Source organism: Alcaligenes sp. GW821-FHT11D07, from assembly GCF_058808495.1.
Window position 1 is genome coordinate 692,938 of record NZ_JBXART010000002.1, and the last position, 24,728, is coordinate 717,665.

The window sequence follows — 24,728 nt, forward strand, 5'->3', positions numbered from 1 at the left end:
GCCTGGCTTCAGGCTTGGACGGGCTGGAGCTGGACTGCCTTAGACCAGTTCCAGATTCAGATCATTAATATCGCTTTGCCAAGCTTGCACTTCCGCCAGCAAGGAAGCCTGAGACAAGGGGTGGCTGGACATCCATTCATGATCCAGATGAATCAGCACCGTCTTGCCACGCACTTGCAGGCTGAGGGGCAAAGTCTCGCGGTCTTCACGGCGGCGCATCAACATGACGGCCAGACGCAGGCTTAGCAGCGTCAGCCACCAGGCATTATTCGTCTCAAAGCGCTTGAGCTTGCCCAGCTTGCCCTGATGACCCAGGCTCAGAAAACTGAGCAGGGCCTGATCGTCGTTGGAAAAGCCGGGCATATCGGCGTGTTCCAGTACGTAGGCGGTGTGCTTGTGATAATCGGCATGGGCAATGCTCAGGCCCACCTCGTGCAGATCGGCTGCCCAGCCCAGCTGACGTTCCAGCTCTTGGACTTCTGAGGTATCGGGCAACTTCAGTTGCTTGAAAAATTGCAGTGCAGCTTGATGGACACGATTGGCCTGTCGCGTATCAATCTGATAGCGCTTGACCATCTGCTGCACGGTTTGATCGCGTTGGTCGTGTTCTGATTCACGGCCCAGCATGTCGTAAAGCACCCCGACGCGCAGAGCACCTTCACCGGGCAACATCTGGCGAATTTTCAGCTCTTGGAAGGCGGCCATCATAATCGCCAGGCCTGCTGCCAGCACGGGTGCGCGATGTGGCTTGATGCCGCTCAGGTGGCGCGTGTCCACTTTGCCATCTTGTACCAGCCGCTTGCGCAGCAGTTCCATGCCTTCCAGCGTAATGCCCTTTTTGGACATACCGTTTTCTTGCAAGATAGCGATCAGGCCCTTGGCCGTTCCAGAGGAGCCGTAGGCTTCCTGCCAACTTGTCTTGCGATACTGGCGGGTGATACCTTCCAGCTCGCGGCGCGCAGTGAGGATTGCATTGTTCATGCGATCTTCTGTGATCACGCCATCAGAGAAGAACTTGTCCGTATAGCTGACACAGCCCATGTACAAGGAAGAGAGCAGCAAAGGTTTGAGTCCTTTGCCGATAATGACTTCTGTTGAGCCGCCACCAATGTCTATCATCAGACGTCGATTGGGGGAGGGGGGCAGTTCATTGCTGATCCCGGAGAAAATCAGACGGGCCTCTTCGTGGCCGGAGATGACCTCGATAGGAAAGCCGAATGCGGCCTCGGCAGCTGGCAGAACTTCGCTCAGGTTGCGGGCAACCCGAAAGGTATTGGTGGCCACTGCGCGAACACGATTGGGGTGAAAACCGGCCAGGCGTTCGTTAAAGCGTTTCAGGATGACTACGGCGCGTTCAATAGCATCGGGGCTGATGTACTTATCGGGGCCCATGCCTGCGGCGAGTCGGACGGATTCATTGAGACGGTCTATGGTGTAGATCTGGGCATGACCATTGTGCTGAACCACTCGTCCAATGGATAAACGAAAGCTGTTGGAGCCCAGGTCCACAGCGGCAAGAAGTTGTTCCATGAGGCATTGCTCGGGATGATTACTGTGCGATTATAAGGACATTAATCATGGCTTTTGTTACATAAACAGGAAAATTAAGAAAAGATAGACTAAAGCTTGTTTTCCAAGGCGATAGGGTATTTGTAAGGCCGGAGCGTTACTGTGATTTAGACTTCAAAAAGCTAGGGGTCATAGAGCTGTAACATTCATGTAGTAAAAGTCTCACGATCCCATCTTCTTTGGCTTTTTTAACGACCTCACTATGCAGCCTTCCCAAGATTCAACTTTGCTAAACCGTGAGTTGTCCTTGCTCAAGTTCAATGAGCGAGTTCTGGCTATGGCCGAAAATCCGACCACGCCCTTGCTGGAGCGTTTGCGCTACATCTGTATCGTCAGCTCCAATCTGGACGAGTTCTTTGAAATTCGTATCTCCAGCCTGAAAGAACAGATTTTGCAGAACCCTCTCCAGGTGGGGGACGATGGGTTTTTACCGCAGCAGGCTTTCGAGCAAGTGCAGGCCGCTGCCCACCAACTGGTGGACAGGCAAAATGATCTGTTGATGGACGAGGTCTTGCCCACTTTGATGGACGAGGGCATTGGCCTGCTGCTGACCGCGCTATGGACACCGGCGCAGCGTGAGTGGGCCTATCAAACCTTTTTGCGTGATGTCATGCCTTTGCTCACGCCTATCGGTCTGGACCCGGCGCACCCTTTCCCGCGGGTCTACAACAAAAGTCTGAATTACATTGTCGAATTAAGTGGTGAAGACGCCTTTGCGCGTACCGGCACGATTGCCATTGTGCAGGCCCCTCGCGCTTTACCGCGTGTGATTCGCGTGCCCGATGACATTGCTGGCATTCCCCAAGGCTATATGCTGCTGACCTCCCTGATCAGCGTCTTTGTGGGGGAACTGTTTCCCGGCATGGACGTGAAAGGCTGCTATCAGTGGCGCGTGACGCGCAACAGCGATTTGTTCGTGGACGAGGAAGAAGTCACCAATTTGCGAGCGGCCTTGCAAGGGGAGCTGTCGCAACGCAACTTCGGTGCGGCCGTGCGTTTGGAGATCGATCGTTCCATGCCGCAGCGCCTGGAGCGTTTCTTGCAAAGCGAATTCTCGCTGGATGTGCTCGATACCTATCGCGTCAGCGGCCCGGTCAATCTGACCCGCTTGATGCAGCTGTGCAATGTGCCTGACCGTCCTGATCTGCTGTTTTCGGACTATCGTGCGCCCATTCCAGCCCCCTTTGATTCCTCTTTTGAGTCCCCAGCGCAGTTCTTTGAGGCGATTGCGCGCAAAGACCAATTGCTGCACCACCCTTATCAGTCCTTTCAGCCTGTTCTGAGCTTTTTGCGAGCGGCAGCGGCAGACCCGGCTGTGGTGGGCATCAAACAGACTATTTACCGTACAGGTGAAGACTCGGAGTTGATGAACATCCTCTTGTCGGCAGCGCGCGCGGGTAAAGAAGTCACGGTAGTGGTGGAACTGATGGCCCGTTTTGACGAGCAGACCAATATCAATTGGGCCGCCAAGCTGGAAGAGGTGGGGGCACATGTCAGCTACGGTGTCGTGGGGCATAAAACTCACGCCAAGATGGCCCTGGTCTTGCGCCGCGAGGGCGGTTCTATTCGTCGCTACGGGCATTTGGGGACGGGGAACTATCACCCCCGCACGGCGCGTCTGTATACGGACTTTGGTCTGATTACCGCCAATCAAGATGTGTGCGAGGACATGGACAAGGTGTTTTCCATGCTGACGGGCTTGGGAGCCTGGCGCCCCTTGAAAAAGTTGCTGCAATCGCCTTTTACCTTGCACGACAGCATGATGGATCGGATTCAGGCAGAGACAGAGCGCGCCTTGGCAGGCCAGAAGGCGCGCATCATGGCCAAGATGAACTCTTTGCTGGAACCCAAGATCATTCAGGCCCTGTATGACGCCAGTCAGGCCGGGGTCGAGATAGACCTGATTGTGCGCGGTGCTTGCGCCTTGCGCGCCGGGGTCAAGGGCTTATCGGAAAACATTCAGGTGCGTTCTATCATCGGACGCTTTCTGGAGCACTCGCGCGTTTTCTATTTCTACAATGGCGGCCAGGAAGAGGTCTTTATTTCTTCAGCTGACTGGATGGATCGCAACTTTTTCCGGCGTGTGGAGCTGGGTGTACCGGTTCTGGACCGCAGCCTGAGAAAACGGGTGATTGCAGAGGCATTTACCTATGCGCTGCGCGATAACCAGCTGTCCTGGAAAGCCAGTCCCGATGGCACGTATAATCGCATCCGAAGTCGTGGGGCGCCATTTAATCTGCATTTGCATCTGATGCAGCGCCTGGGCGGTGTGTGAAAAAAACAGACTGTCACGAACGTGTCATATAGCTTGTTTAATATGACGTCACATACAGGGTGGGCCTGTCATCTGACTATCATCAAGAGGATTTCTCGATGTTAAAACGTGTATTCAACAAGGTAAGTATTGCTCTGGCATTTAGCGCCTTTGCAGCCACTGCCACAGCTGCGGACGTCACCGGTGCCGGCGCGTCTTTCCCTTACCCTATCTATGCAAAGTGGGCGGCTGAATACGCCAAGCAGACCAATAACCGCGTTAACTACCAGTCGATTGGTTCGGGTGGTGGTCAGCAGCAAATTATTGCCAAGACCGTGGACTTTGGCGCATCGGATGACCCGATGAAGGTCGAGACCCTGGAAAAAGAAAACCTGCTGCAGTTCCCCGCCGTGATCGGTGGTGTGGTGCCAGTAGTCAACGTGGAAGGCATCGAGCCTGGCCAATTGAAGCTGTCCGGTAAGGTACTGGGCGACATCTACCTGGCCAAGATCACCAAGTGGGATGACGAGGCCATCAAGGCACTGAACCCCGATTTGACCTTGCCTAACAAAGACATCGTGGTGGTTCACCGCTCCGACGGTTCGGGCACCACATTTGGCTGGACCAACTACCTGTCCAAAGTGTCGCCAGACTGGAAATCTCAGGTTGGTGAAGGCAAGGCTGTGAAGTGGCCTGCCGGTCAAGGTGGCAAGGGTAACGAAGGCGTAGCCGCTTACGTTCGCCAGCTGAAGAACTCGATCGGTTACGTTGAATACGCTTACGCCAAGCAAAACAAACTGTCCTGGACTCAGTTGCAGAACAAGGATGGTCAGTTCGTTCAGCCTGGTCAGGAAAGCTTTGCAGCTGCCGCGGCCAATGCAGACTGGACTGGTACGCCTGGCATGGGTGTGATTCTGACCGAAGAGCCAGGTGCACAATCCTGGCCTATCACTTCGGCCACTTTCATCTTGATGCACAAGGTGCAGGACAAGCCTGAAAGCGGCAAGGAAGTGCTGGAGTTCTTTAACTGGGCCTTTGAAAACGGTGCCAAATCGGCTGAAGAGCTGGATTACGTTGCCTTGCCCAAAGATGTAACGGATCAGATCAAGGCAGCCTGGGCTTCCGAGATCAAGTCTAAAGACGGCGCTGCGGTCTGGAAGTAAGATTCGTGTTCAAATACAGGTCAGTTGTAAATTGATCTTGTGAGACGGCCCACCTTTAGGTGGCGCCGTCTTTATTATGTAAAAATTACGGTTTTGTCTTGGACGCACAGCGCGTGAAGTCCTCCGTTTTACCGCTCTGATCAGCTCTGGCTGTTACAGAATCCGTGAATCGGTTGCAGTGCGTTTGTCCCATTCCGGCCTGACCCTTCATCTGTCTACATGAAATCAAATCAGAACGCCTTTATGGACGGCATTTTCAAGAACATGACGCGCTCCTTTGCGTTTTTCGTGTTCATTTTGCTGGCTGCCATCTCTATTTCCCTGATCTATGGAAGCCGGGAATCGATTGCCGAATACGGTTTCTCTTTCCTTTGGACGAATAACTGGGATCCGGTCAATAACGAATATGGTGCATTGGTGCCCATTGCCGGCACCTTGCTGACTTCCTTGATCGCCCTCTGTATTGCGGTGCCGGTCTCGTTCGGGATTGCCATGTTCCTGACAGAACTGTCGCCCGCCTGGTTACGGCGTCCCTTAGGTACCGCCATTGAAATGCTGGCCGCGATCCCCTCCATTATTTATGGCATGTGGGGTTTATTCGTTTTTGTGCCCCTGTTTCAGACCTACGTGCAGCCAGCCCTGATCTCCCTTTTTGCCGGTGTGCCGGTGCTCGGTCAAATCTTTGCCGGCCCTCCCTTCGGTATTGGTGTGTTCACGGCCGGTTTGATCCTGTCCATCATGGTGATCCCCTTTATTACGGCAGTGATGCGGGACGTGTTCGAGCTGGTGCCTCCCATGCTGAAAGAGTCTGCATACGGCCTGGGCAGTACCACCTGGGAAGTGATGTGGCGCGTTGTCTTGCCCTTTACCAAAAACGGGGTGATTGGCGGAATTATGCTGGGCCTGGGTCGTGCGCTGGGTGAAACCATGGCGGTGACCTTTGTGATTGGTAACTCCTTTAATCTGCCCAACTCGCTGTTCTCGCCGTCCAACTCGATTGCGTCGGCCTTGGCCAACGAATTTAACGAAGCCGGTGGCATGCAAAAGTCCGCCTTGCTGGAGCTGGGCCTGATCCTGTTCCTGATCACCACGGTTGTGCTGGCGATCTCCAAATTGCTCTTGCTGCGTCTGGCTAAGAGCGAAGGCACATCGCGCTAAGGATCACCTACCATGTTTGATAAAAAATCTGCAATTAGTCTGAGCAACCCGATTTACAAGCGTCGACAGATTTTCAACCGTCTGATGCTGGGTGTGTCTTTTGCTGCTCTGATCTTTGGCCTGTTCTGGCTGTTCTGGATTATCTGGACCTTGATCGAAAAGGGCAGCAGTGCCATGGGCTGGTCCTTGCTGCTGGAAAGCACTCCGCCTCCTGGTGGCGAGGGTGGTCTGCTGAACGCCATTGTTGGCAGTGTGATGATGGCGGGTGTGGGCACCTTGATTGGTACGCCCATCGGTATTCTGGCCGGCACTTACCTGGCCGAGTATGGCCAGCGTGGCTGGTTGGCTCCGGCGACCCGCTTTTTGAATGACGTGCTCTTGTCTGCACCGTCCATCATTATTGGTCTGTTCATTTACGCAGTCTACGTGGCGCAAGTTGGGCACTATTCGGGTTGGGCTGGTGCACTGGCTCTGGCTATTTTGGTGATTCCAGTTGTGGTTCGCTCCACCGACAATATGTTGCTGCTGGTGCCTAACGGCTTGCGGGAAGCGGCGGCGGCGCTGGGCTGCCCGAAATGGAAGATTGTGATGTCCATTTCCTACCGTGCGGCCTTGCCCGGCATTGTGACCGGTGTCTTGCTGGCCGTGGCCCGTATTGCGGGTGAAACCGCGCCCTTGCTGTTTACGGCGCTGAACAATCAGTTCATGTCTTTGAACATGAACGCGCCACTGGCTAACTTGCCCGTGGTGATTTTCCAATACGCTGCCAGCCCCTTTGAGGACTGGAACCGTCTGGCTTGGGCTGGTGCGGTCCTGATCACCTTGCTGGTGCTGGGTATTAATATCCTGGCTCGCAGCCTTTTCCGCCAAAAATAACGTTTTCACGGAGCGCCCTTGTCGGCCAACGCTATGAGTCAAATTATTACCTCCGACGAATCGACCAAGATTGAAATCCGTAACTTGAATTTCTTCTATGGCAAGTTCCATGCCCTGCGCAACGTGAACATGTCCATCAAGGAAAAGAAAGTGACGGCCTTTATCGGACCTTCGGGTTGCGGTAAATCCACCTTGCTGCGCACGCTGAACCGCATGTACGAGCTGTACCCCGGCCAACGTGCAGAAGGTGAAATTTTGCTGGATAACGAAAACCTGCTGACCTCCAAGCAGGACATCTCCTTGATCCGCGCCAAAGTGGGCATGGTGTTTCAGAAGCCCACTCCGTTTCCCATGAGCATTTACGACAACGTGGCCTTTGGCGTGCGTTTGTTCGAGCGACTGAGCAAGGGTGAAATGGACGAGCGCGTGGAATGGGCCTTGTCCAAAGCAGCGCTGTGGAATGAAGTGAAAGACAAGCTGCACCAAAGCGGTAATGGCTTGTCCGGTGGTCAGCAACAGCGTCTGTGTATTGCCCGTGGTGTGGCGATCAAGCCAGAAGTCTTGCTGCTGGATGAGCCTTGTTCGGCTCTGGACCCGATTTCTACTGCCAAGATTGAAGAGCTGATCGCGGAATTGAAAACGGACTACACCGTAGTCATCGTGACCCACAATATGCAACAGGCTGCTCGTTGTTCGGATTACACCGCCTATATGTACCTGGGCGAGTTGATGGAGTTTGGCGAAACGGACCAAATTTTCGTCAAGCCAGCACGCAAAGAAACCGAGGACTACATTACGGGTCGTTTCGGTTAATCAGGCAGGCTCGGGCTAAACCCGTGTTCGTCCGGGTGGATCCGAGCCCAGCGGGATCGATACAGCAGGGCCGGGCGGATGCTCTGGCCCTAAGCCCCCGAAAGTTTGGAGAAATCTTCAGGCCTTCGGGGGTTTTTCTTTTTCTGGGATCAGCGTTTTGGTCTGCCCTTAAAAGTGTCTGCTTTTGCCGCTACGCATGGGCCAGCTTACAGCTTTATCGTTTACGCAAAGCATGACGAATGACTTTTCCAGTGGTCGTCATGGGCAGAGCATCTAAAAACTCGATCAGCCGGGGATACTCATGTGCCGCCACACGGTGTTTGACGTGCTCCTGAATCTCTTCGATAAGGGCCTCGGACGGCTCCAAGCCTTCCTTCAGCACAATGAAGGCTTTCACCAGCTCTGTGCGTTCGGGGTCAGGCACACCAATGACAGCGGCCAGGGCGACGGCCGGATGGCCCATCAATCCGTCCTCGATCGGGCCGGGGCCAATGCGATAGCCTGAGCTGGTGATGACATCATCATCACGGCCAACAAACTGGATGTAGCCCTGCTCATCCTGCGTGCCTTTGTCGCCAGTCAGCAGCCAGTCGCCCACAAACTTGTCGCGTGTGGCTTCTGCTCGTTGCCAGTAGCCCAGGAACATGACCGGATCGGGAGATTGCACGGCGATATGTCCTTCTACCCCCGGTTTTAGCACTTGCCCTAGATCATCAACGATAGCGACCTTATGGCCCGGTACGGCCTTGCCGATTTTGCCTGCCTGGCCGGGAAACCAGGCCGAGCAAGAGGACACGATCATATTGCACTCGGTCTGTCCGTAAAACTCGTTGATGGTGATGCCCAGCTCTTGCTTGGCCCAGTCCAGAAGTTGTGCACCCAAAGACTCACCGCCACTGGCAATGGATTGCAGTTTTAAAGGCCATTGTTCGCGTGACCATTGGCTGCGACGCAGCATTTTCAGGGCAGTGGGGGGCAAGAACGTATGGGTGACGCCGTGCTCGGACATCAGCTTCCAAGTGGCTTGCGCGTCAAACTTGGGGAAGCGGTAAGCCAGGACCGGGATGCCGTGGTGCCAGGCCGGCAGCAATACATCCAACAAGCCTCCAATCCAGGCCCAGTCTGCGGGCGTCCACATCAGTCCTTCACCGGGGCGCAGGAAATTGTGCGACATCTCCACACCTGGAAGGTGTCCCAGCAATACACGGTGGGCATGCAAGGCGCCCTTGGCAGAGCCGGTCGTGCCAGAGGTGTAGATCAGCAGGGCAGGGTCGTCAGCGCGGGTGTGCAGCGTTCCTGTTACAGGCTCGGGGTGATCTTGAATGGCTTGCCACAAAGAGCGCGCCGGCTTCTGGTCGTGCTGGCTATCACTTTGATAAAGGTGTTTAAGCTCAGGCAGCTGGTCAAGTAAAGGCAGCACCGAGACCAAGCCTTGTGCGTCAGTAATCAAGGTACTGGCGCCTGAGTCATTCAAGCGGTAGCGCAAGGCGTCTGTGCCAAACAAGGTGAACAAGGGCATGGCAATCGCCCCGATTTTGTACGTTGCTAAATGCGCCAGTGCGGTTTCCAGACCTTGTGCCAAAAAGATGGCGATGCGGTCGCCGGCCTGTATGCCTTGGGCCTGCCAGGCGGCAGCCAAAGAATCGGACCAGGCTTTGAGTTGATCGAATGTATAGCGCTTGACCTGACCATCGGGCAGTTGCTGGATCAAGGCCAGGCGGCCTGAACCGTCAGCCCACTTGTCGCAGGCGTCTTGAGCGATGTTGTAGTGCTCGGGGATGGACCAGTGAAATTCCGAGTAGCTTTGTGAGTAAACAGAATCAGCAGACAGCATGGGAGACAGGTTTTCCAAAGGTGAAACACAACTCCATCCTAACGCCTTAGACGGGATGACCCTATCCGGGCTAGTCAGTAGATAAAGCAGAACGGGGATTGGAAAAGGCGGATGTGAAAAGGGGGCGGATTCTGTGTAACTCGAGTGGGCAAGAAAAACGGCGCTGGGGGGCGCCGTTTTTCGTCCAGCTTACTACAACTACACCTACTAGCTACAACTACTGACTACTGCTTTGAATAACAATGCGAACAACAACAGCAAACAGCAACGGCTAACTTCACTTGCTTAGGGGAAAGTGATTCTGAACAGGCTCAAGCTCAAAGCTTATTTGGCCTCTTTCGTGGCGGCGTCACGCTGCTGTTCATGACCAGCGCGGTGACCACGACGGTGTTGACCATCGGTCTTGCGTTCTACAACGCTAAAGGCGCCGTTTTCACCTTGGGCCTGGACACGGACGACTTTGCCGTCTTTATCCACAACCATGGCCATGATGCGGTCGCCGCGTTGGTGCAGGCTGCCAACCTTGGTGTAGCCTGCGTCCTTCAGGCGTTGGTAGGCTGGGCCGATATCTTTGACTTGATCTGCCGTCAGGGGTTTGTGTTCACGAGCTTGACGAGTCTGCGTCGTAGCGCTTTGGGCCTGGGCAGTCGTAGCGGCTTCCTGGGCGATGGCAGCGGTGCCGCCCAACAGGCTGGCGCTCAAAACCAAGGCGGAGAAAAGGGAAGTGCGTTTCATGTTTAGCTCCTTCAAGTAATCAAAAAGTAGTGCTGTCAGATTCCTGGGTAGCTTCCGTTTTGGAGGGGGAAGTGGTGCTTTCCTGTCAGCCTGGTGCCCATTATGCGTAGTGGCCTCTGAATCTAAACTGAAGTCGCTGTTCATGTTATGTTCATCCGCAGCTTGCTATATAAGGGGGCGTGATCTTTTGATCCCTCTTTTTCGTGTTGCGCATACCGGTTCCCATGATGTCCATTAAACAATCTGCATTGCTGCTGTGTCTGGCTGCGGTCCTGACCGCCCTGATGCCGCTGGCAATGGCCCACTCCCATGATGACTCTGCCTGTGATGTGCCGCGGCAGGGCGATTCGCGTTGGGGGACGGATGAGCCCGCAGACTGGTCGGGACATGAGTATTGGCATGATGAGCTGCGGGAGGATGACTGTGCTGGTCGCCCACCTCCTGCGCCTCCCCCCAATGAGCGCTTTGGGCCTAGCCCTTATTGGCCGCCGGGCCCGGCTTATCGAGGCCACGATCAGGCCCGAGAGGCGGTGCGCCGTGGCGAGGCCCTGCCGCTTAGAGAAGTATTGCGGCGCGTCCGCGATGATTATCCCGGACGAGTTCTGCGGGTGCAGTTTGAATATGATGAGCGCTTTGAGCTCTGGGTGTACGACATACGCATGCTGTTTGATGACAACCGTTTGCTGCGTCTGAAAGTGGACGCCTTGAATGCCAAAGTGCTGCTTGTGCGGGGCGTAAAGCGCTCGCATTCCAAAGGACGTTGATATGCGGATACTGGTTGTCGAAGACGAACCCACCTTGGCAGCGCAATTGCAGCAGGCACTGGAGCGGGCGGGCTATGCCGTTCAGGTCGCCCATGATGGAGAGCAGGGCCATTATCAGGGCGAAGTCGAAGCCTTTGATGCGGTGGTGCTGGATCTGGGCTTGCCGGGACTGGATGGCGTGTCGGTGCTGCGCCGCTGGCGGGCATCGGATATCAATATGCCGGTGCTGATTCTGACGGCGCGCAATGACTGGCATGACAAGGTGGAAGGCATGGATGCCGGGGCCGATGATTATGTGGCCAAGCCATTTCATATGGAAGAATTGCTGGCTCGGATGCGGGCCTTGCTGCGTCGTGCTGCCGGGCAGGCGAACCCTCGCTTGCTGCTAGGCGAGCTGGAGCTGGATGCACGCTCCTCCTCGATAGCTTGCGCGGGCATGACCTTATCACTGACCAGCCATGAATACCGGCTTTTGGCCTTTATGATGCATCACCCTGGGCAAGTGCTGTCGCGCACGCAATTGACCGAGCATATTTACTCCCAGGATTTCGAGCGGGACTCCAACACCATCGAAGTGTTTATTGGCCGCTTACGCAAGAAACTGCCCGCTGCTTATATCGAGACTGTGCGTGGCATGGGCTACCGTCTGGTGGACCCTAAAGCATGATTGTCGCGCGCAGCCGCACTGCTTTGGGCTCTTTGCGCAGCCGGCTGCTGCTGGGGACCTTGGCCTGGATTTTGCTCAGTATCATTTTGGCGGGCCTGGGTTTGAACCGCCTGTTCCAGGACCATGTCTACCGCCAGTTTGAGCAGCGTTTGCAAACCCATCTGGACCAGATCATGGCTGACGTGAATCTGGACAGTGCGGACAGCGTGACCTTGCAGTCGCGCTTGAGCGACCCCCTGTTTGAGCAGCCGTATTCCGGTATGTACTGGCAAATTGCCCGTCAAGAGGTCGAGAGCGATCAATGGATCGTGGCTTTGCGCTCTACCTCATTGTGGGACGAGGCGCTGGATGTGAATGCGGCGGATACCCCCTCTGGTGTTTTGTCTCTGACTGGCCCGGAAAAGCAGCGTCTGGTGGTCTTGCGCCAGGAGCTGGATGAGGTCAACGACAAGGGGCAAAGCCTGCAAATCATGGTGGCGGGCAATCGGGAACTCTTGGCAGAACCTTTGGCGCGTTTTGAACGGATTCTAGTGCTGTCGCTAGGCGGTCTGGCGCTTGGGCTGATTCTGGCGGCGGTACTGCAAGTAGTGCTGGCTTTGTATCCCTTGCAACTGCTGCGACGCCGTTTGCTGGAAGTGCGTGAAGGGCAGCAACCTCAGGTAGGGGGCAGCTTTCCCACTGAAATTCAGCCCTTGGTGGATGACTTCAATGCGGTGCTGAGCGCTAACGCAGGCATGGTGGACAGGGCACGCGCCCAAGCTGGTAATTTGGCCCATGCGGTCAAGACGCCCTTGACGATTATGGGCAATGCCGCGCAAGCGCAAGACCCTCATCTGGCTGCTGTCGTCAGTGAGCAGGTGGCTTTGGCCCAGCGGCAGGTGGATCACCACCTTTCTCGCGCTCGGGCGATGGCGGTGCGGGCGATTGGGGTACGTACCGATGTGACGACTTGCCTGCAAGCCCTGTGCCGGGTGATGGGGCGTTTGCACAGCGATAAGCAGATTCATTTGGACCTGCCCGAAAACGCGTTGATCTTCAAAGGCGAGGAGCAGGACTTACAGGAGATGGCGGGTAACTTGCTGGATAATGCCTGCAAATGGGCAACACAGAATGTGTGGTGCCATGTCTGGCAGCAAGATAATGTGCTGCATCTGGTGGTGGAAGATGATGGCCCGGGGCTGGACCCGGAGCAACTGGAGCGAGTTTTTGGCCGAGGCCAGCGCGCGGATGAGCGTCATCCCGGCTTTGGTCTGGGGCTGGATATTGTGCGTGAACTGGCGCGCAGCTATCAGGGGCAGGTGCAGGCCAGTGCGTCATCAAAAGGTGGTTTGCGCCTGGATTTGACGCTGGCCAGCTAGATGCTTTTAACGACTTGTTCCAATGAAATGCGCCCGTTAAAACGGGCGCATTTTTTAATTCTGCCAAGGCGGGGCAGGCTTAATTCCAGGGGCCGCTCTCGCCACCCAGACTGTAGCGGCCGGCGCCAATCAAACCGACTGTCAAGGCACCGATCAGGAACATGCCTTGCAGTTCTAAAGCCCAAATGCCCTGGGCATTAAAGCTGCCGATCTGGTTGCTGTGGGCCAGCAATAAGGCGATGAGCATGTTCATGGCTACAATCAAGCCGCCAGCGCGGGCGTAAAAGCCCAGGATCATTAAAACGGGGGCAATCACTTCACCGATATAGACGCCCCAGGCCAGAAAGCCCGGCATATTATTGGCGATCAGCATCTTCTCAATCCCTCCGATGCCATAGCGTATCTTGGCGATGCCGTGCAGCAGTATCAGCACTCCGACTGTGACACGCAGCAAAAGTTTTCCAAGATCATCACGAGACATACAAACGCTCCATTATGTATTGGGACAGGAAGGTGAGTTATTGTAGAAGACCGGGTTCTTAAAAGTATGACGGAGCATTTACATGACACAAAAGCAGGCTGTTGCAGCAGAACTTGCCCCTACCGGGGTCTTGCGTGTTGCCATGAACTACGGCAATCCCGTCCTTGCCCAACGCGGTGCCAATGAGCAATCGCCTCGGGGTGCCTCCGCCGATCTGGCGCGCAGCGTGGCGCAGGAGCTGGGTTTAAGTATTCAGTTCCATAGCTACGACGCGGCCCAGGCGGTCGTCGAGGGCGTATACAAGGACGAGTGGGATCTAGCCTTCTTGGCGATTGATCCCAAGCGCGCTGAAAAAATCCGTTTTACCGAAGCTTATGTGCATATCGAAGGGACCTATTTGGTCCGTGAGGATTCCGCTTTTCAGACGGTCGATCAGTTGGATCAGCAAGGCGTGTGTATTGCAGTAGGCAAAGGGGCTGCCTACGACTTGTTTTTAAGCCGTACCTTAAAGCATGCCGATCTGGTCCGAGCCGCGACATCGGCTGCGGCGATTGACCTGTTTGTGGAGCAAGAGCTGGATGCCGCGGCAGGCGTGCGTCAGCCCTTGGAGCGCTATGCCAGTTCACGCAGCGGTCTGCGCGTCTTGTCTGACAGTTTCACCGTGATTCGTCAGGCAATGGCCGTTCCGTCCGAGCGTAGTTTGTCTCATTCCTGGCTGGAGGCCTTTATTGCCCGGCAGAAAAAGGAAGGAATGGTGGCGCAGTTTCTGGCTGATAGCGGTCAGGCGAATGTTACGGTGCCGCAATAGGCTGAATACGCGTATTCAATTCGTCCTGCAGGGCCTGACGGAACAAGGCCTGCGCCTTACCCGCATCCAGACTTTTGGATTGCAGCAGGTAGATGGGCAAGTCCAGACCATTGCTGCCGGTAGAGAACTGGATGCGGCGCAGGCGCCCCGCAGTGAGTGCAGGGCCCAGGCAAGACAAGGGCAGATTCGCCCAACCCAGGCCGCGCTCCACCAGTTCCAGCGTCAGGGCCAAATTATCGGTTTTCCATTGCCGCAGGCTGAGCATGGAGCGGTCTTGGCTTATATCACCTCCTGGGCTGGTAATGACAATCTGCCGATAAGCCTTCAAGTCCTCCAATGGCCGCGCTCCGTCCTGCAATAAGGGATGGCCGGGAGCGGCTACGGCGCTGATGGTTTCCGTCCAGAGTGATTGCACAATACCGACGCTTTCCAGCTCCAGGCCCCCGTAGGCAATGCATAAATCTAGTTCCCGTTCTTTCAAGGCCTTGATCAAAGCGTCTTGAGGGGCGGTGCGCAGCTCTATATCTAGGCCGGGATAGCGCTCTTCCAAGGTTTGCAGCGCGATCAGTGCCGGTTTGGGGTCTACATCGCATACCATCCCTAAGCGCAAATGGCTCTCCAAACCACCGGACAGTTCTTGCAAGTGAAGACGCAGACCTTGGAGCCGGCTGGCGATCAGCTTGGCATCGGGCAACATGGCCAGTAGCTCGGCGGTGGGTACGGGTTCCCGGCGACTGCGGTCAAAAAGTGACAGATCCAGTTCGGCCTCCAGATTGGCCACGGCCATGCTGACGGCAGACTGGGTGCGTCGCAAGGCTCGCGCTGCGGCGGAAAAGGAGCCGTGCTCGACAACGGCCAACAAAAGTTCAAGGTGATCACTGCTAAGCATGCTCAACCCATAAGTAAAACTGATGGAATCTGACTTTATCTAAAAGCCGTACTGCGGATAATCATCCTTTCTTAGATTTTGTTCAAGGATATTTATCGTGCAGGGATGGAAACGAAAGCTGGTCTACGTTGGCATGTTCGAATTGCTGGGCATGATGGTAGCGGCAACCGTATTGGGGCATTTGAGCGGGGCGGGGGCGGTGGAAAGCGGGGTGTTGTCGTTCATGATCAGTACCTGCGCGGTGTCAGTGAACCTGTTCTACAACATGTTGTTTGAAGCGTGGGAACGTCGCCGTGCCATTCAGGCCCGTACCTTCTGGCATCGAGTGTTACATGTGGCGGGCTTCCAGCTGATGCTGGTTTCCATCTTGATTCCGCTGATTGCCTGGTGGCTGGATATCAGTTTGTGGAAGGCTTTCATGATGGAGCTGGTGCTGCTCGCTTTCTTTCCCGTGTTTGCCTTCATTTACAACTGGGCCTTTGACGCAATTTTTGGCTTGCCCGATTCGGTTGGCGTCAGCACCAGCTAAAGCCAAGTTTTAGTCCCACAGCTTGGCTAAAGCGCCCGGAAAACTAAAAGGCCTTGCAGATGAAAATCTGCAAGGCCTTTGAATTTTTTTGGTCGGGGCGATAGGATTCGAACCTACGACCCTCTGGTCCCAAACCAGATGCGCTACCAGGCTGCGCTACGCCCCGACTAAGAAAAAAATTATATCCCGTGCCTGTGTACTTGGCAAGCAAATGCCTGCCTTACGGTGAAACTGGCTGGCGTATTGGGGGTGTCAGGGGCGGTTACAGCTCTGTAAGGGTGTGTTTCTTGTCTTGGGCTTAAACATTTTAAGTGCTTATAGTTAAGTGACAAGCTGATAACAAAGCATTGTGATCTTTGATGGTTTCCACACGAGTAGCATTCATGCACCGGGGATTAGCAAAGAAGTTGGGGGGCGGATGCTGCTCATCACTTTTCCCAGAGGAGAGAGCACGATGAGCCAAGTTTCACAGGGTGGAATACTGACACGGCGACATTTCCTGACCATGGTCGGGTATGCCGCAGGTGGCGCGGCAATGTATCAGGCCATGATGCGCCTGGGCCATGCGGCGGAAGGGAGTTACGACGGCCCTATTCGTCTTGAGGGTAAGCCCAAGCCAGGAACCTCTGTTGTGATTCTGGGGGCAGGCTTGGCCGGAATGGTTGCCGCTTTAGAACTGCGCAACGCAGGCTATAAAGTCAAAATTCTGGAATATCGGGAAAAAGTCGGGGGCCGAAACTGGTCTTTGCATGGCGGTGACAGTTTTACCGAACTGGGCGGTGCCAAGCAGGAGGTCAAGTTCGATAAAGATCAATACATCAATCCAGGCCCGTGGCGTATTCCTTATCACCACAGAGCCTTGATGGACTATTGCAAGCGGCTCAAAGTGCGGCTGGAGCCCTTTGTCCAGTACAACTACAACGCTTACCTGCACAGCAGCAAGAGTTTCGATGGCAAGCCACAGCGCTTTCGCCATATCCATGCGGACTTTCAGGGACAGGTTGCCGAACTCCTGTCCAAGGCCATCAATACCAAGGCGCTGGATGCCCCTATCTCCAAAGAAGATCAGGAAAAGCTGCTGGAAGCCCTGCGCAGCTGGGGTGCTCTGGATAAAAACATGGCTTATGTAAAAGGCCATGCCAGCTCTGAGGTGCGTGGTTTTGAGCGTGATGCCGGTGGTGGTCTGAATGCCGAGCCGACTTTCTCCGAACCTCTGGGCCTGGGCGATATTGTGAACTCCAGCCTTTGGCACAATATGGGCATCCATGATCTGTACGAATTTCAGCAGACCATGTTCCAGCCCGTTGGCGGGATGGATCAAATCGGGGTGGCATTTGGCAAAGAGCTGGAAGGCCTGTTTACCTTTAACGCAAAAGTCACGGCCATCAAGCAAGGCGATGGCAAAGTGACTGTGACCTACACCGACCACGTCAAAGGCGAAGAGCACAAGGAAACGGCAGACTGGTGCGTTTGCACCATTCCTTTGTCGATTCTGAGCCAGATTGATGTGGATGCCAGCAAGGAAATGCGCGCGGCTATTGATGCGGTTCCCTACGCGCCTTCCGTGAAGATCGGCCTGCAGTTCAAGCGACGGTTCTGGGAGGATGACGAAGCCATTTATGGCGGGATCAGCTATACCGATTTGCCCATTACGCAGATTTCCTACCCCAGTGGCGGGATGAATGCAGGGGGCAAGGGTGTCTTGCTGGGTGGCTATATGTTTGGGCCCAGTGCCACTGAATGGTCTTCGCTCAGTCCGGAAGACCGAGTCAAGCATGCCGTCCAGTATGGGGCGCAGATTCACCCGCAATATAAGGATGAGTTTGAAAACGGGGTGGCGGTGGCCTGGCATCGGGTTCCGTGGACCTTGGGCTGCTATGGCATGTGGACCGATCAGACCCGCAAGGCGCATTACGACAATCTGTGCCAGATCGACGGGCGGATGGTGTTGGCCGGGGAGCACGCTTCCTACATCAACGCCTGGCAGGAAGGGGCGATTTTGTCTTCCTTGAATGCCATCACTCGTTTGCACAGCCATATCGTTGGTAATCAGCAAGCCGATTCCAAAGGAGCCCAGTCATGATGATGCGATCTTTAGCGGCCTTGCTGGCCTCGGGTTTTCTCACCGTCAGCTATGCCGATACGGCAGTAGTGGGGGGTGACACCCAGGTCTTTACTCAGAAAACGGGCAAGGAGCTGTATGAGCAGGTCTGTGCCTCTTGCCACATGCTGGATGGCAAAGGTGCGCAGGGGGCGGGCACTTATCCGTCCCTGTCCAAGAATCCCAAGTTGGGAGCGCCCGCGTATGCGGTGTTTATGGTGACCCAAGGTAATAAAGGGATGCCCGGGTTGGGGGGCGTGATGAATGACGAGCAGATTGCTGAAGTCGTCAATTATGTACGCTCTAACTTTGGCAATGAGTTCAGTGACAAGATTAGTGCGAAAGAGGTTGCTGCTCAGCGGCCTAAAGACCACCAGTATTTTGATCTGAACTAGTCTTTATTTTGTCTGCGGATGGCAGGGCTGGGGCTTCAGGCCTGATAGCCCTGTCCAATCCAGATCAGGCACAGGATGAAGGTAAACAGGGCAAGCGGAAAAGGTAGCAGGGTGATGGCTCGAATACCGAAACTTCGATCTTGTCCGCGCACGCCGCGTCTGTAGACGTAAGCGCTGATCAGGCAGGCCAGCAGGGGAAGTAGAAAGACGGGCAGGATGAGAAAGAGGGTGGGCACTGTCATCAGGCACAGCAGCACGGACAGAATGCTCAAGCCTAGAATTTTTGAATTGCTCATTTGCCGATTCCTGATCGTATTTTGCGTCTAAAGCATAAAGAAAATCAGGTTTCAGACAGGCAAAGAAAAAGGGTTAGTTCACTAGAAAATGAACTAACCCTTTAATTCTTTAATGGTCGGGGCGATAGGATTCGAACCTACGACCCTCTGGTCCCAAACCAGATGCGCTACCAGGCTGCGCTACGCCCCGACTAAAGACAAGCATAATAGAACGGATTCTTGGCTTCGTCAAGCCTTGCCCGAAGAGAATTAGCGTTTTTGCAGATGCGGCAGAGTGTAGGCCTGTTCGTGATAAGCCCAGCTAGGCCACAGCACATGAGCCAGGGCTTCTTTCGCCAGGGCTTGGTCAATGTGTTCCAGTTCTTCGTATTTGTCAGGTGCGGTGTAGCGGTATTGGCAAGGCGGTAGGTGTGGCATCAGCACAGTCAGGATGTCGCCTTTTAGATAACCGTAGTTTTCAAAGTACTGCATCATGGCTCGGTCGCTGTCTTGTTGGGTCAGATCGCGCCCGATCATGGGGTGCTCACTTTCAATGCCCATCAGGGACAACAAGGTGGGGGCCAGATCAATCTGGCTGATGATGCGCTCGTCCTGGCGGCTGGGAACACCGGCGCCCAGAATCAAAGCAGGGATATGGAAGTGACGCAAAGGCACTAGGTTGGCCCCGCCTACGCGAGAGTCATGATCCGCCACAATCAAAAAGACCGTGTTGTCCCAGTATTCGGATTCGCGAGCTTTCTTGAAGAAGTCGCCAATCGCCCAGTCGGCATAGCGCACTGTATTTTCGACTGTGGCAGGGTCGCCTTCAACCTGGATGCGGCCAGCAGGGTATTCCCAAGGCGAGTGGTTGCTGACGGAAAAAGCCAGCGTCAGGGTGGGTTGCTCCGTATCCTGGCCAAGCAATTGGTGCAGCTTATTGAACATATCCTCGTCGCTGGCGCCCCAGGTGCCTACGAACTCTGGGGATTCAAAGCTGGACTGCTCATGCAGTTCATCAAAGCCATTGCCCAGGAAAAAGCTCTTCATATTGTCAAAGTGAGCCTCGCCGCCGTAAATAAAGCGTGAGCGATAGCCTTGTTCTTTTAACAATTGAGCCAGGGTGAAAAAGCGGGTTTGCGAACCGGGTAAACGCAGGACAGCGTCGGCAACCGTAGGCGGAAAGCCTGCCGAGACCGCTTCAAGACCACGCACGGAACGCGTTCCCGTGGCGTAAGCGCGGCGGAAATTCCAGCCAGTCTGCGCCAGTTTGTCCAGTTCGGGGGTCAAGTTCGCCCCGCCCAGATTGCTGACGTACTGTGCGCCCAGGCTTTCTTCCACAATCAAGACCAAGTTGGGCTTGCGGGTGCGCTGCTGAGACGGGGTTTGCTGGTGCAAGGTGGGCAGATTGTCCGGCCCGGCAGGCAAAGAAGCTGCATCACGCACGATCTGGTTCATCTCGCTCACTTCCATGCCACCGTAAATATCTTCGGCAGAGCGCTCGTTCTTCATGCTGTAAATGGCATAGGCCACGTTATACAGCGAGTTCAGTGGCAGCGTGTTGAGCATGCTGTCGCTGCTCCAGGCTACCGAGGAAGGATTGATAGGGCGGTGGGCCAAGGTGCCCCGTATGGCCAGCACGCACAGAACAGCACCGATCAGTGTCCAGACAGGACGTAGCCACCAGCTCATAACCGGGTCTGGTGCAATGTGGCCGAAAATCGACCAGCCTGAATACACAATCAGTGCAAGCCCAATCAAGGCTACGCCTATCATCAGCTTGTAGCCTTTCCACAGCATGCCCATGACTTCCTGAGGATGCTTCAAATAGTCCACATACAGGCGGTTGGGGCGGGTGTCGTATTCAATAATGAATTGCGGGGTGGAAACTTCCAACAGGGTCAGCAAGAACCAGGCGAAGGTAAACCAGATGGCCGCTATGGTGGTCATCCAGGAGTAATGACCCAGCCAAGGGGCCAACAAGACCACAGGCGCGCTCAAAGCGGCAATCATCAGGGCATCTATTCGCAAGCCGCCGATCAAGATAGGCAACAGCCCGCCTGCCTGACGCACCCGCGGCCATTGCCAAAGGGCAAAGGCCAGCCTGAAGGCTGTCAGCAAAATCAGAGCGGATGGAATGAATACGTAAACAAGATGGCGCATAAGAGTGTGGTCCCTGGTCGACCCACACGTCACGGGCGTGACACTGGCATCGAAGTGCATCGATTGTATGTCAGTTTATTGAGCAAACGATGTCCTTAAACGGGCATGTTCCCTAGGAGCAGGTATCGGTTTGCTACGAATACGTACAGGCGAAAAAAAGCAGGCCGCTTGATAAGACAGCCTGCTGTCAAAGAGGAGCTAAAGTTTGCCAACCCTGCAAGCAGGGTTGGCGGTAGGGGGGTTAAGCAACGCGCTGGCTAGGTTCCGTACGGGATCGGAACTGGCTGCGTTGCAGTTCGCGTTGGGCGTAGGCTTTCACATGACCGGCATCTTTCACGTGACCGTAGCCACGAATCAGGTCCGGGTAGTTCAACCAGCGCTGGGCCGTTTCCAGATTGTCCGCATCCAGGTGAGCGCTAACTTCATTCAGGTCAGCCAGATAGTCCTCGATATTCTGGCGTTCCTGACGACGCTCTTGCGTGTAGCCAAAGATATCCAGAGCGGAGCCACGCAGGCCGCGCAGCCGCGCCAGGATCTTGAACAGGCTCAGTGTCGAGGGGCCGAATTTGCTCTTGATGGCTTGGCCTTCGCTGTTTTTGCGGCCTAGCAGGGGCGGAGCCAGATGGTATTGAATCCGGTAATCCTTGCCAGGTTCACCCGCAAATTGGGCGCGCAGCTTGTCCATGAAAGCGGGGTCAGTATAAAGACGGGCGACCTCGTACTCGTCCTTGTAACTCATCAGTTTGGCCAGTTGCGTGGCCGCAATGCGGGTCAGAGGCAAGGTTTTGTCCTGCTCCAGGCGTGATTCACGTTCCATCACTTTATGAATGGCATCGTGGTAACGCTTTGCCCAGGCCGGGTTCTGATAGTCGCTCAGATGGGTTTCCATCCGTTTGATCAAGGACTGCACCGTTTCAGGGAAGGCAACAGCACGTGCTTTGGGCTCTGCCCCTTCCATCAAGGCATCGATACCTTTTTCAGCGGCCAGACGACCCCATTGGAAGGCCTTGCGGTTGGCTTCAACAGACACGCCGTTCAGCTCAATGGCGCGCAGCAAGCTGTCCATATGCAGCGGAATCCAGCCACGCTGGAAGGCGTAACCCAGCAAAATGGGGTTGGCATAGAGCGCGTCACCCATGACATGCACGGCCAGGGCGTTGGCATCCAGATAACGAATCTCTGTGCCAACTGCACTTTCAATATCCGTGCAGGCTGTTTGCAGCGGGAATTTCCAGTGCGCGTTACCAATCAGATCCGAGGTAGGGCTGGCAGCAGTATTGATAATAGTGTGAGTACGGTCGCGGCTGACACGGCTAAGAACATCCATGGAAGCGCTGACCAGTGCATCACTACCAATCAGCAGCGAAGCCTCGCCGGTTGGAACGCGAGTGGCATGCAGCAGATCAGGGTGGCGGGCAATTTGCACGTGGCTAAGAACCGCACCTCCTTTTTGGGCCAGACCGGCCATATCCAGAACACTGACGCCTTTTTGCTCGATATGGGCAGCCATGCCTAGCAGGCCTCCAACCGTCACAACCCCGGTGCCACCGATACCGGCAATCAGGATGCCGTAGGTCTTGTCCAGATCAGGCAACTTGGGCAGTGGCAGATCGGCCAGATTGAACGACTCCAGCGAGCGGCCCTGAGCTTCTGGCTTGCGCACTTGTGCGCCTTCCAGCGTTACAAAGCTGGGGCAGAAACCATTGACGCAAGAGAAGTCCTTATTACAGGAGGACTGGTTGATGCGGCGTTTGGAACCCATGGGGGTTTCTAAAGGTTCAACCGACAAACAGTTGGATTTCACCGAGCAGTCACCACAGCCTTCGCAGACCGCGTCATTAATAAAGGCGCGGAGTGCCGGGTCGGGGTAAGTACCTTTTTTGCGACGGCGGCGTTTTTCTGTGGCACATGTCTGGTCGTAGACCAGAATGGTGGTGCCGGGTACTTCACGCAGTTCGCGCTGGACGCGGTCCAGTTCATCTCGGTGATAAATGGGCGGATTGCCGGCCAGTGTCATGCCCTTGAATTTTTCAGGCTCGTCAGTGACCACCACAATCTTGCGGGCACCTTCGGCGTGAACTTGGGCAATGACATCAGTGACTTTCAAGATACCGTCTACGGGTTGGCCGCCTGTCATGGCAACGGCATCGTTATACAGAATCTTGTAAGTGATATTGGAGTTGGCGGCGATCGACGCGCGAATCGCCAGCACCCCGGAGTGAAAATACGTTCCGTCGCCCAGATTGGCGAAGACGTGTTTTTCGTCGGTAAAGGGTTGCTGGCCAATCCAGGCCACCCCTTCGCCACCCATATGACTGAAGGTGGAAGTGCTGCGGTCCATCCAGACGGTCATGTAGTGACAGCCAATCCCGGCCATGGCACGCGAGCCTTCCGGCACACGGGTAGACGTATTGTGCGGACAGCCCGAACAGAACCAGGGTTTGCGCTCTACGCTGACGCGCGGCATTCGCGCTTCGCGGTCCTTGGCGTCCAGAATAGCCAAGCGCGCCTGGATACGGGCTTGCAGCTCGTCGGGAATGTCCAGGGTGCACAAACGGCGGGCAATAGCGCGCGCAATAATGGCGGGGGACAGTTCACCTTGAGGAGGCAAGAGCCAGGGTGAGCGCGACAGGGACCATTCGCCACCACCGTGTTCGGTTTCGTCGAACTTGCCGTAGACGCGGGGGCGTACATCATCGCGCCAGTTATAGAGCTCTTCTTTCAGAGCGTATTCCAGGATTTGGCGTTTTTCTTCAATAACCAAAATCTCGGACAGGCCGGTGGCAAACTGGCGAGCGTCTTGCCCATCCAAGGGCCAGATACAGCCCACTTTGAATAGGCGAATACCTAGTTCTGCGCAGAGTTCGTCAGACAGGCCCAGATCGGCCAGCGCCTGACGGGTGTCCAGATAGGCCTTGCCGGCGGTCATGATGCCAAAGCGGGCCTGGGGCGAATCGATTTCAACGCGGTTCAGCTTGTTGGCGCGCACATAGGCCAAGGCGGCGTACCACTTGTGGTTCATCATGCGGGCTTCTTGAGCCAGCGGCGGATCAGGCCAGCGGATGTTCAAGCCATCGGCGGGCATGTCCTCGATCTCGGGCAGCACAATATTCAGGCTGTCCGGGTCCAGGTCTACCGAGGCGTTGGATTCCACCACCTCGGTCACGCACTTCAAGGCAACCCACAGACCGGAGAAACGGCTCATGGCCCAGCCGTGTTGACCGAAGTCCAGGTATTCCTGCACGTTGGAGGGGTACAGCACGGGGATGCCGGCGGCGGCAAAAACGTGGTCGGACTGGTGGGCAACAGTGGAGGATTTGGCACCGTGGTCATCACCAGCCAGAACGAGCACACCGCCATGGCGTGCGCTGCCGGCCGAGTTGGCATGCTTGAACACGTCCATGGAACGGTCTACGCCAGGGCCTTTGCCGTACCACATGGCAAAGGTGCCATCGAAGCGGGCACTGGGATACAGATTAGTTTGCTGGCTACCCCAGACTGCGGTAGCCGCCAAGTCTTCGTTCAGACCGGGCTTGAACACGATGTCGTGTTCTTTAAGGTGTTTGCTGGCTTGCCACAAAGCTTGGTCAACGCTACCCAGGGGGGAGCCCCGGTAGCCTGAGATAAAGCCAGCTGTATTCAGGCCGGCACGCCGGTCCCGTTCTTTCTGCAGCATGGGTAAGCGCACCAGAGCTTGGGTGCCGCTCATATAGGCGCGGCCCTTGGTGACAGTGTATTTGTCGTCCAGGGACACGGATTCCAACATAGCCTTGTAAGGTTTGTTGAGTGGGGCATTCATGAGTTGTCTCCTGCAAGAAGAGGTTTTCGTGCAAGTTGTTGTAGTTTGTTGTTTAGTCTAGGGCAGGTTTTTGTTATCGTAAAATCAAATTTACGTGTAC

General features: G+C 55.3%; 20 protein-coding genes and 2 tRNA genes. 12 read left to right on the forward strand and 10 right to left on the reverse strand.

Translation table 11 applies throughout. The annotated features are described in order from the left end of the window. Positions 1–39: 39 nt before the first annotated feature. Positions 40–1,530 carry a Ppx/GppA phosphatase family protein gene (locus tag AC1RSM_RS11775; RefSeq protein WP_492932707.1) on the reverse strand — a complete coding sequence of 497 codons (1,491 nt, stop codon included), beginning with the start codon at positions 1,528–1,530 and terminating at the stop codon, positions 40–42. Between the two features lie 241 nt (positions 1,531–1,771). Between AC1RSM_RS11775 and ppk1 the strand changes: the two genes are divergently transcribed. The 5 genes from ppk1 (at position 1,772) to pstB (ending at position 7,833) form a co-directional block, all read left to right on the forward strand. Next, positions 1,772–3,844, forward strand: coding sequence for a polyphosphate kinase 1 (ppk1, locus tag AC1RSM_RS11780; protein ID WP_492932709.1), 2,073 nt, complete (start codon positions 1,772–1,774; stop codon positions 3,842–3,844). Positions 3,845–3,942: 98 nt separating this feature from the next. Then, positions 3,943–4,986, forward strand: coding sequence for a phosphate ABC transporter substrate-binding protein PstS (gene pstS / locus AC1RSM_RS11785; RefSeq protein ID WP_492932711.1), 1,044 nt, complete (start codon positions 3,943–3,945; stop codon positions 4,984–4,986). Between the two features lie 219 nt (positions 4,987–5,205). Then, entirely contained in the window at positions 5,206–6,144 is a 939-nt protein-coding gene (gene pstC, locus AC1RSM_RS11790) for a phosphate ABC transporter permease subunit PstC (RefSeq protein WP_492932713.1), read from the forward strand. Between the two features lie 12 nt (positions 6,145–6,156). Further along, positions 6,157–7,020 carry a phosphate ABC transporter permease PstA gene (gene pstA / locus AC1RSM_RS11795; RefSeq protein ID WP_492932715.1) on the forward strand — a complete coding sequence of 288 codons (864 nt, stop codon included), beginning with the start codon at positions 6,157–6,159 and terminating at the stop codon, positions 7,018–7,020. A 33-nt stretch (positions 7,021–7,053) separates the two neighbouring features. Further along, positions 7,054–7,833, forward strand: a complete 780-nt coding sequence (gene pstB / locus AC1RSM_RS11800) for a phosphate ABC transporter ATP-binding protein PstB (protein ID WP_003802766.1) — start codon at positions 7,054–7,056, stop codon at positions 7,831–7,833. 214 nt (positions 7,834–8,047) lie between these two features. Here the strand turns inward: pstB and AC1RSM_RS11805 are convergent, their stop codons facing one another. Then, positions 8,048–9,667 carry an acyl-CoA synthetase gene (locus AC1RSM_RS11805; RefSeq protein WP_492932718.1) on the reverse strand — a complete coding sequence of 540 codons (1,620 nt, stop codon included), beginning with the start codon at positions 9,665–9,667 and terminating at the stop codon, positions 8,048–8,050. A 324-nt stretch (positions 9,668–9,991) separates the two neighbouring features. Beyond that, positions 9,992–10,402: a hypothetical protein gene (locus tag AC1RSM_RS11810; protein WP_492932720.1), complete on the reverse strand. Its 411-nt coding sequence runs from the start codon at positions 10,400–10,402 to the stop codon at positions 9,992–9,994. Positions 10,403–10,626: 224 nt separating this feature from the next. Between AC1RSM_RS11810 and AC1RSM_RS11815 the strand changes: the two genes are divergently transcribed. From AC1RSM_RS11815 to AC1RSM_RS11825, 3 genes are read left to right on the forward strand one after another with little or no spacing between them, the layout of a single operon-like run. Next, positions 10,627–11,166 (forward strand): PepSY domain-containing protein, encoded by a 540-nt coding sequence (locus AC1RSM_RS11815; protein WP_492932722.1) that lies wholly within the window; start codon positions 10,627–10,629, stop codon positions 11,164–11,166. Between the two features lies 1 nt (position 11,167). Continuing rightward, entirely contained in the window at positions 11,168–11,833 is a 666-nt protein-coding gene (locus AC1RSM_RS11820) for a response regulator transcription factor (RefSeq protein ID WP_492932724.1), read from the forward strand. Further along, entirely contained in the window at positions 11,830–13,191 is a 1,362-nt protein-coding gene (locus tag AC1RSM_RS11825; RefSeq protein ID WP_492932726.1) for a sensor histidine kinase, read from the forward strand. Before AC1RSM_RS11820 ends, AC1RSM_RS11825 begins: the two co-directional genes overlap by 4 nt. 79 nt (positions 13,192–13,270) lie before the next feature. Here the strand turns inward: AC1RSM_RS11825 and AC1RSM_RS11830 are convergent, their stop codons facing one another. Beyond that, positions 13,271–13,672, reverse strand: a complete 402-nt coding sequence (locus AC1RSM_RS11830; protein ID WP_492932728.1) for a DoxX family protein — start codon at positions 13,670–13,672, stop codon at positions 13,271–13,273. Between the two features lie 82 nt (positions 13,673–13,754). On the opposite strand from AC1RSM_RS11830, the gene AC1RSM_RS11835 reads away from it, so the two are divergent. Next, positions 13,755–14,480, forward strand: a complete 726-nt coding sequence (locus AC1RSM_RS11835) for a transporter substrate-binding domain-containing protein (protein WP_492932730.1) — start codon at positions 13,755–13,757, stop codon at positions 14,478–14,480. Here the strand turns inward: AC1RSM_RS11835 and AC1RSM_RS11840 are convergent. Further along, entirely contained in the window at positions 14,464–15,369 is a 906-nt protein-coding gene (locus AC1RSM_RS11840) for a LysR family transcriptional regulator (protein WP_492932732.1), read from the reverse strand. The genes AC1RSM_RS11835 and AC1RSM_RS11840 overlap by 17 nt on opposite strands. A gap of 97 nt (positions 15,370–15,466) precedes the next feature. Between AC1RSM_RS11840 and AC1RSM_RS11845 the strand changes: the two genes are divergently transcribed. Continuing rightward, a complete protein-coding gene (locus tag AC1RSM_RS11845; RefSeq protein ID WP_492932734.1) occupies positions 15,467–15,898 on the forward strand; it encodes a PACE efflux transporter in 432 nt (143 codons plus the stop codon). 89 nt (positions 15,899–15,987) lie between these two features. Here the strand turns inward: AC1RSM_RS11845 and AC1RSM_RS11850 are convergent. Further along, a tRNA-Pro gene (locus AC1RSM_RS11850) sits at positions 15,988–16,064 on the reverse strand. A gap of 288 nt (positions 16,065–16,352) precedes the next feature. Here AC1RSM_RS11850 and AC1RSM_RS11855 point away from each other — a divergent pair. Both AC1RSM_RS11855 and AC1RSM_RS11860 read left to right on the forward strand, forming a co-directional pair. Continuing rightward, positions 16,353–17,981: a flavin monoamine oxidase family protein gene (locus AC1RSM_RS11855; protein ID WP_492932736.1), complete on the forward strand. Its 1,629-nt coding sequence runs from the start codon at positions 16,353–16,355 to the stop codon at positions 17,979–17,981. Then, a complete protein-coding gene (locus AC1RSM_RS11860) occupies positions 17,978–18,394 on the forward strand; it encodes a c-type cytochrome (protein ID WP_492932738.1) in 417 nt (138 codons plus the stop codon). The genes AC1RSM_RS11855 and AC1RSM_RS11860 overlap by 4 nt, the downstream gene beginning before the upstream one ends. Before the next feature lie 35 nt (positions 18,395–18,429). Here the strand turns inward: AC1RSM_RS11860 and AC1RSM_RS11865 are convergent, their stop codons facing one another. The 4 genes from AC1RSM_RS11865 to AC1RSM_RS11880 all read right to left on the reverse strand — a co-directional run bounded on the left by AC1RSM_RS11865 (position 18,430) and on the right by AC1RSM_RS11880 (position 24,628). Further along, complete coding sequence (locus tag AC1RSM_RS11865) at positions 18,430–18,690, reverse strand: hypothetical protein (RefSeq protein ID WP_492932740.1); 261 nt, start codon at positions 18,688–18,690, stop codon at positions 18,430–18,432. 113 nt (positions 18,691–18,803) lie between these two features. Further along, positions 18,804–18,880 (reverse strand) — tRNA-Pro (locus AC1RSM_RS11870). A gap of 59 nt (positions 18,881–18,939) precedes the next feature. Then, positions 18,940–20,829 carry an LTA synthase family protein gene (locus tag AC1RSM_RS11875; RefSeq protein ID WP_492932742.1) on the reverse strand — a complete coding sequence of 630 codons (1,890 nt, stop codon included), beginning with the start codon at positions 20,827–20,829 and terminating at the stop codon, positions 18,940–18,942. A 241-nt stretch (positions 20,830–21,070) separates the two neighbouring features. Then, positions 21,071–24,628, reverse strand: coding sequence for an indolepyruvate ferredoxin oxidoreductase family protein (locus AC1RSM_RS11880; RefSeq protein WP_492932744.1), 3,558 nt, complete (start codon positions 24,626–24,628; stop codon positions 21,071–21,073). Between the last annotated feature and the right edge of the window lie 100 nt (positions 24,629–24,728).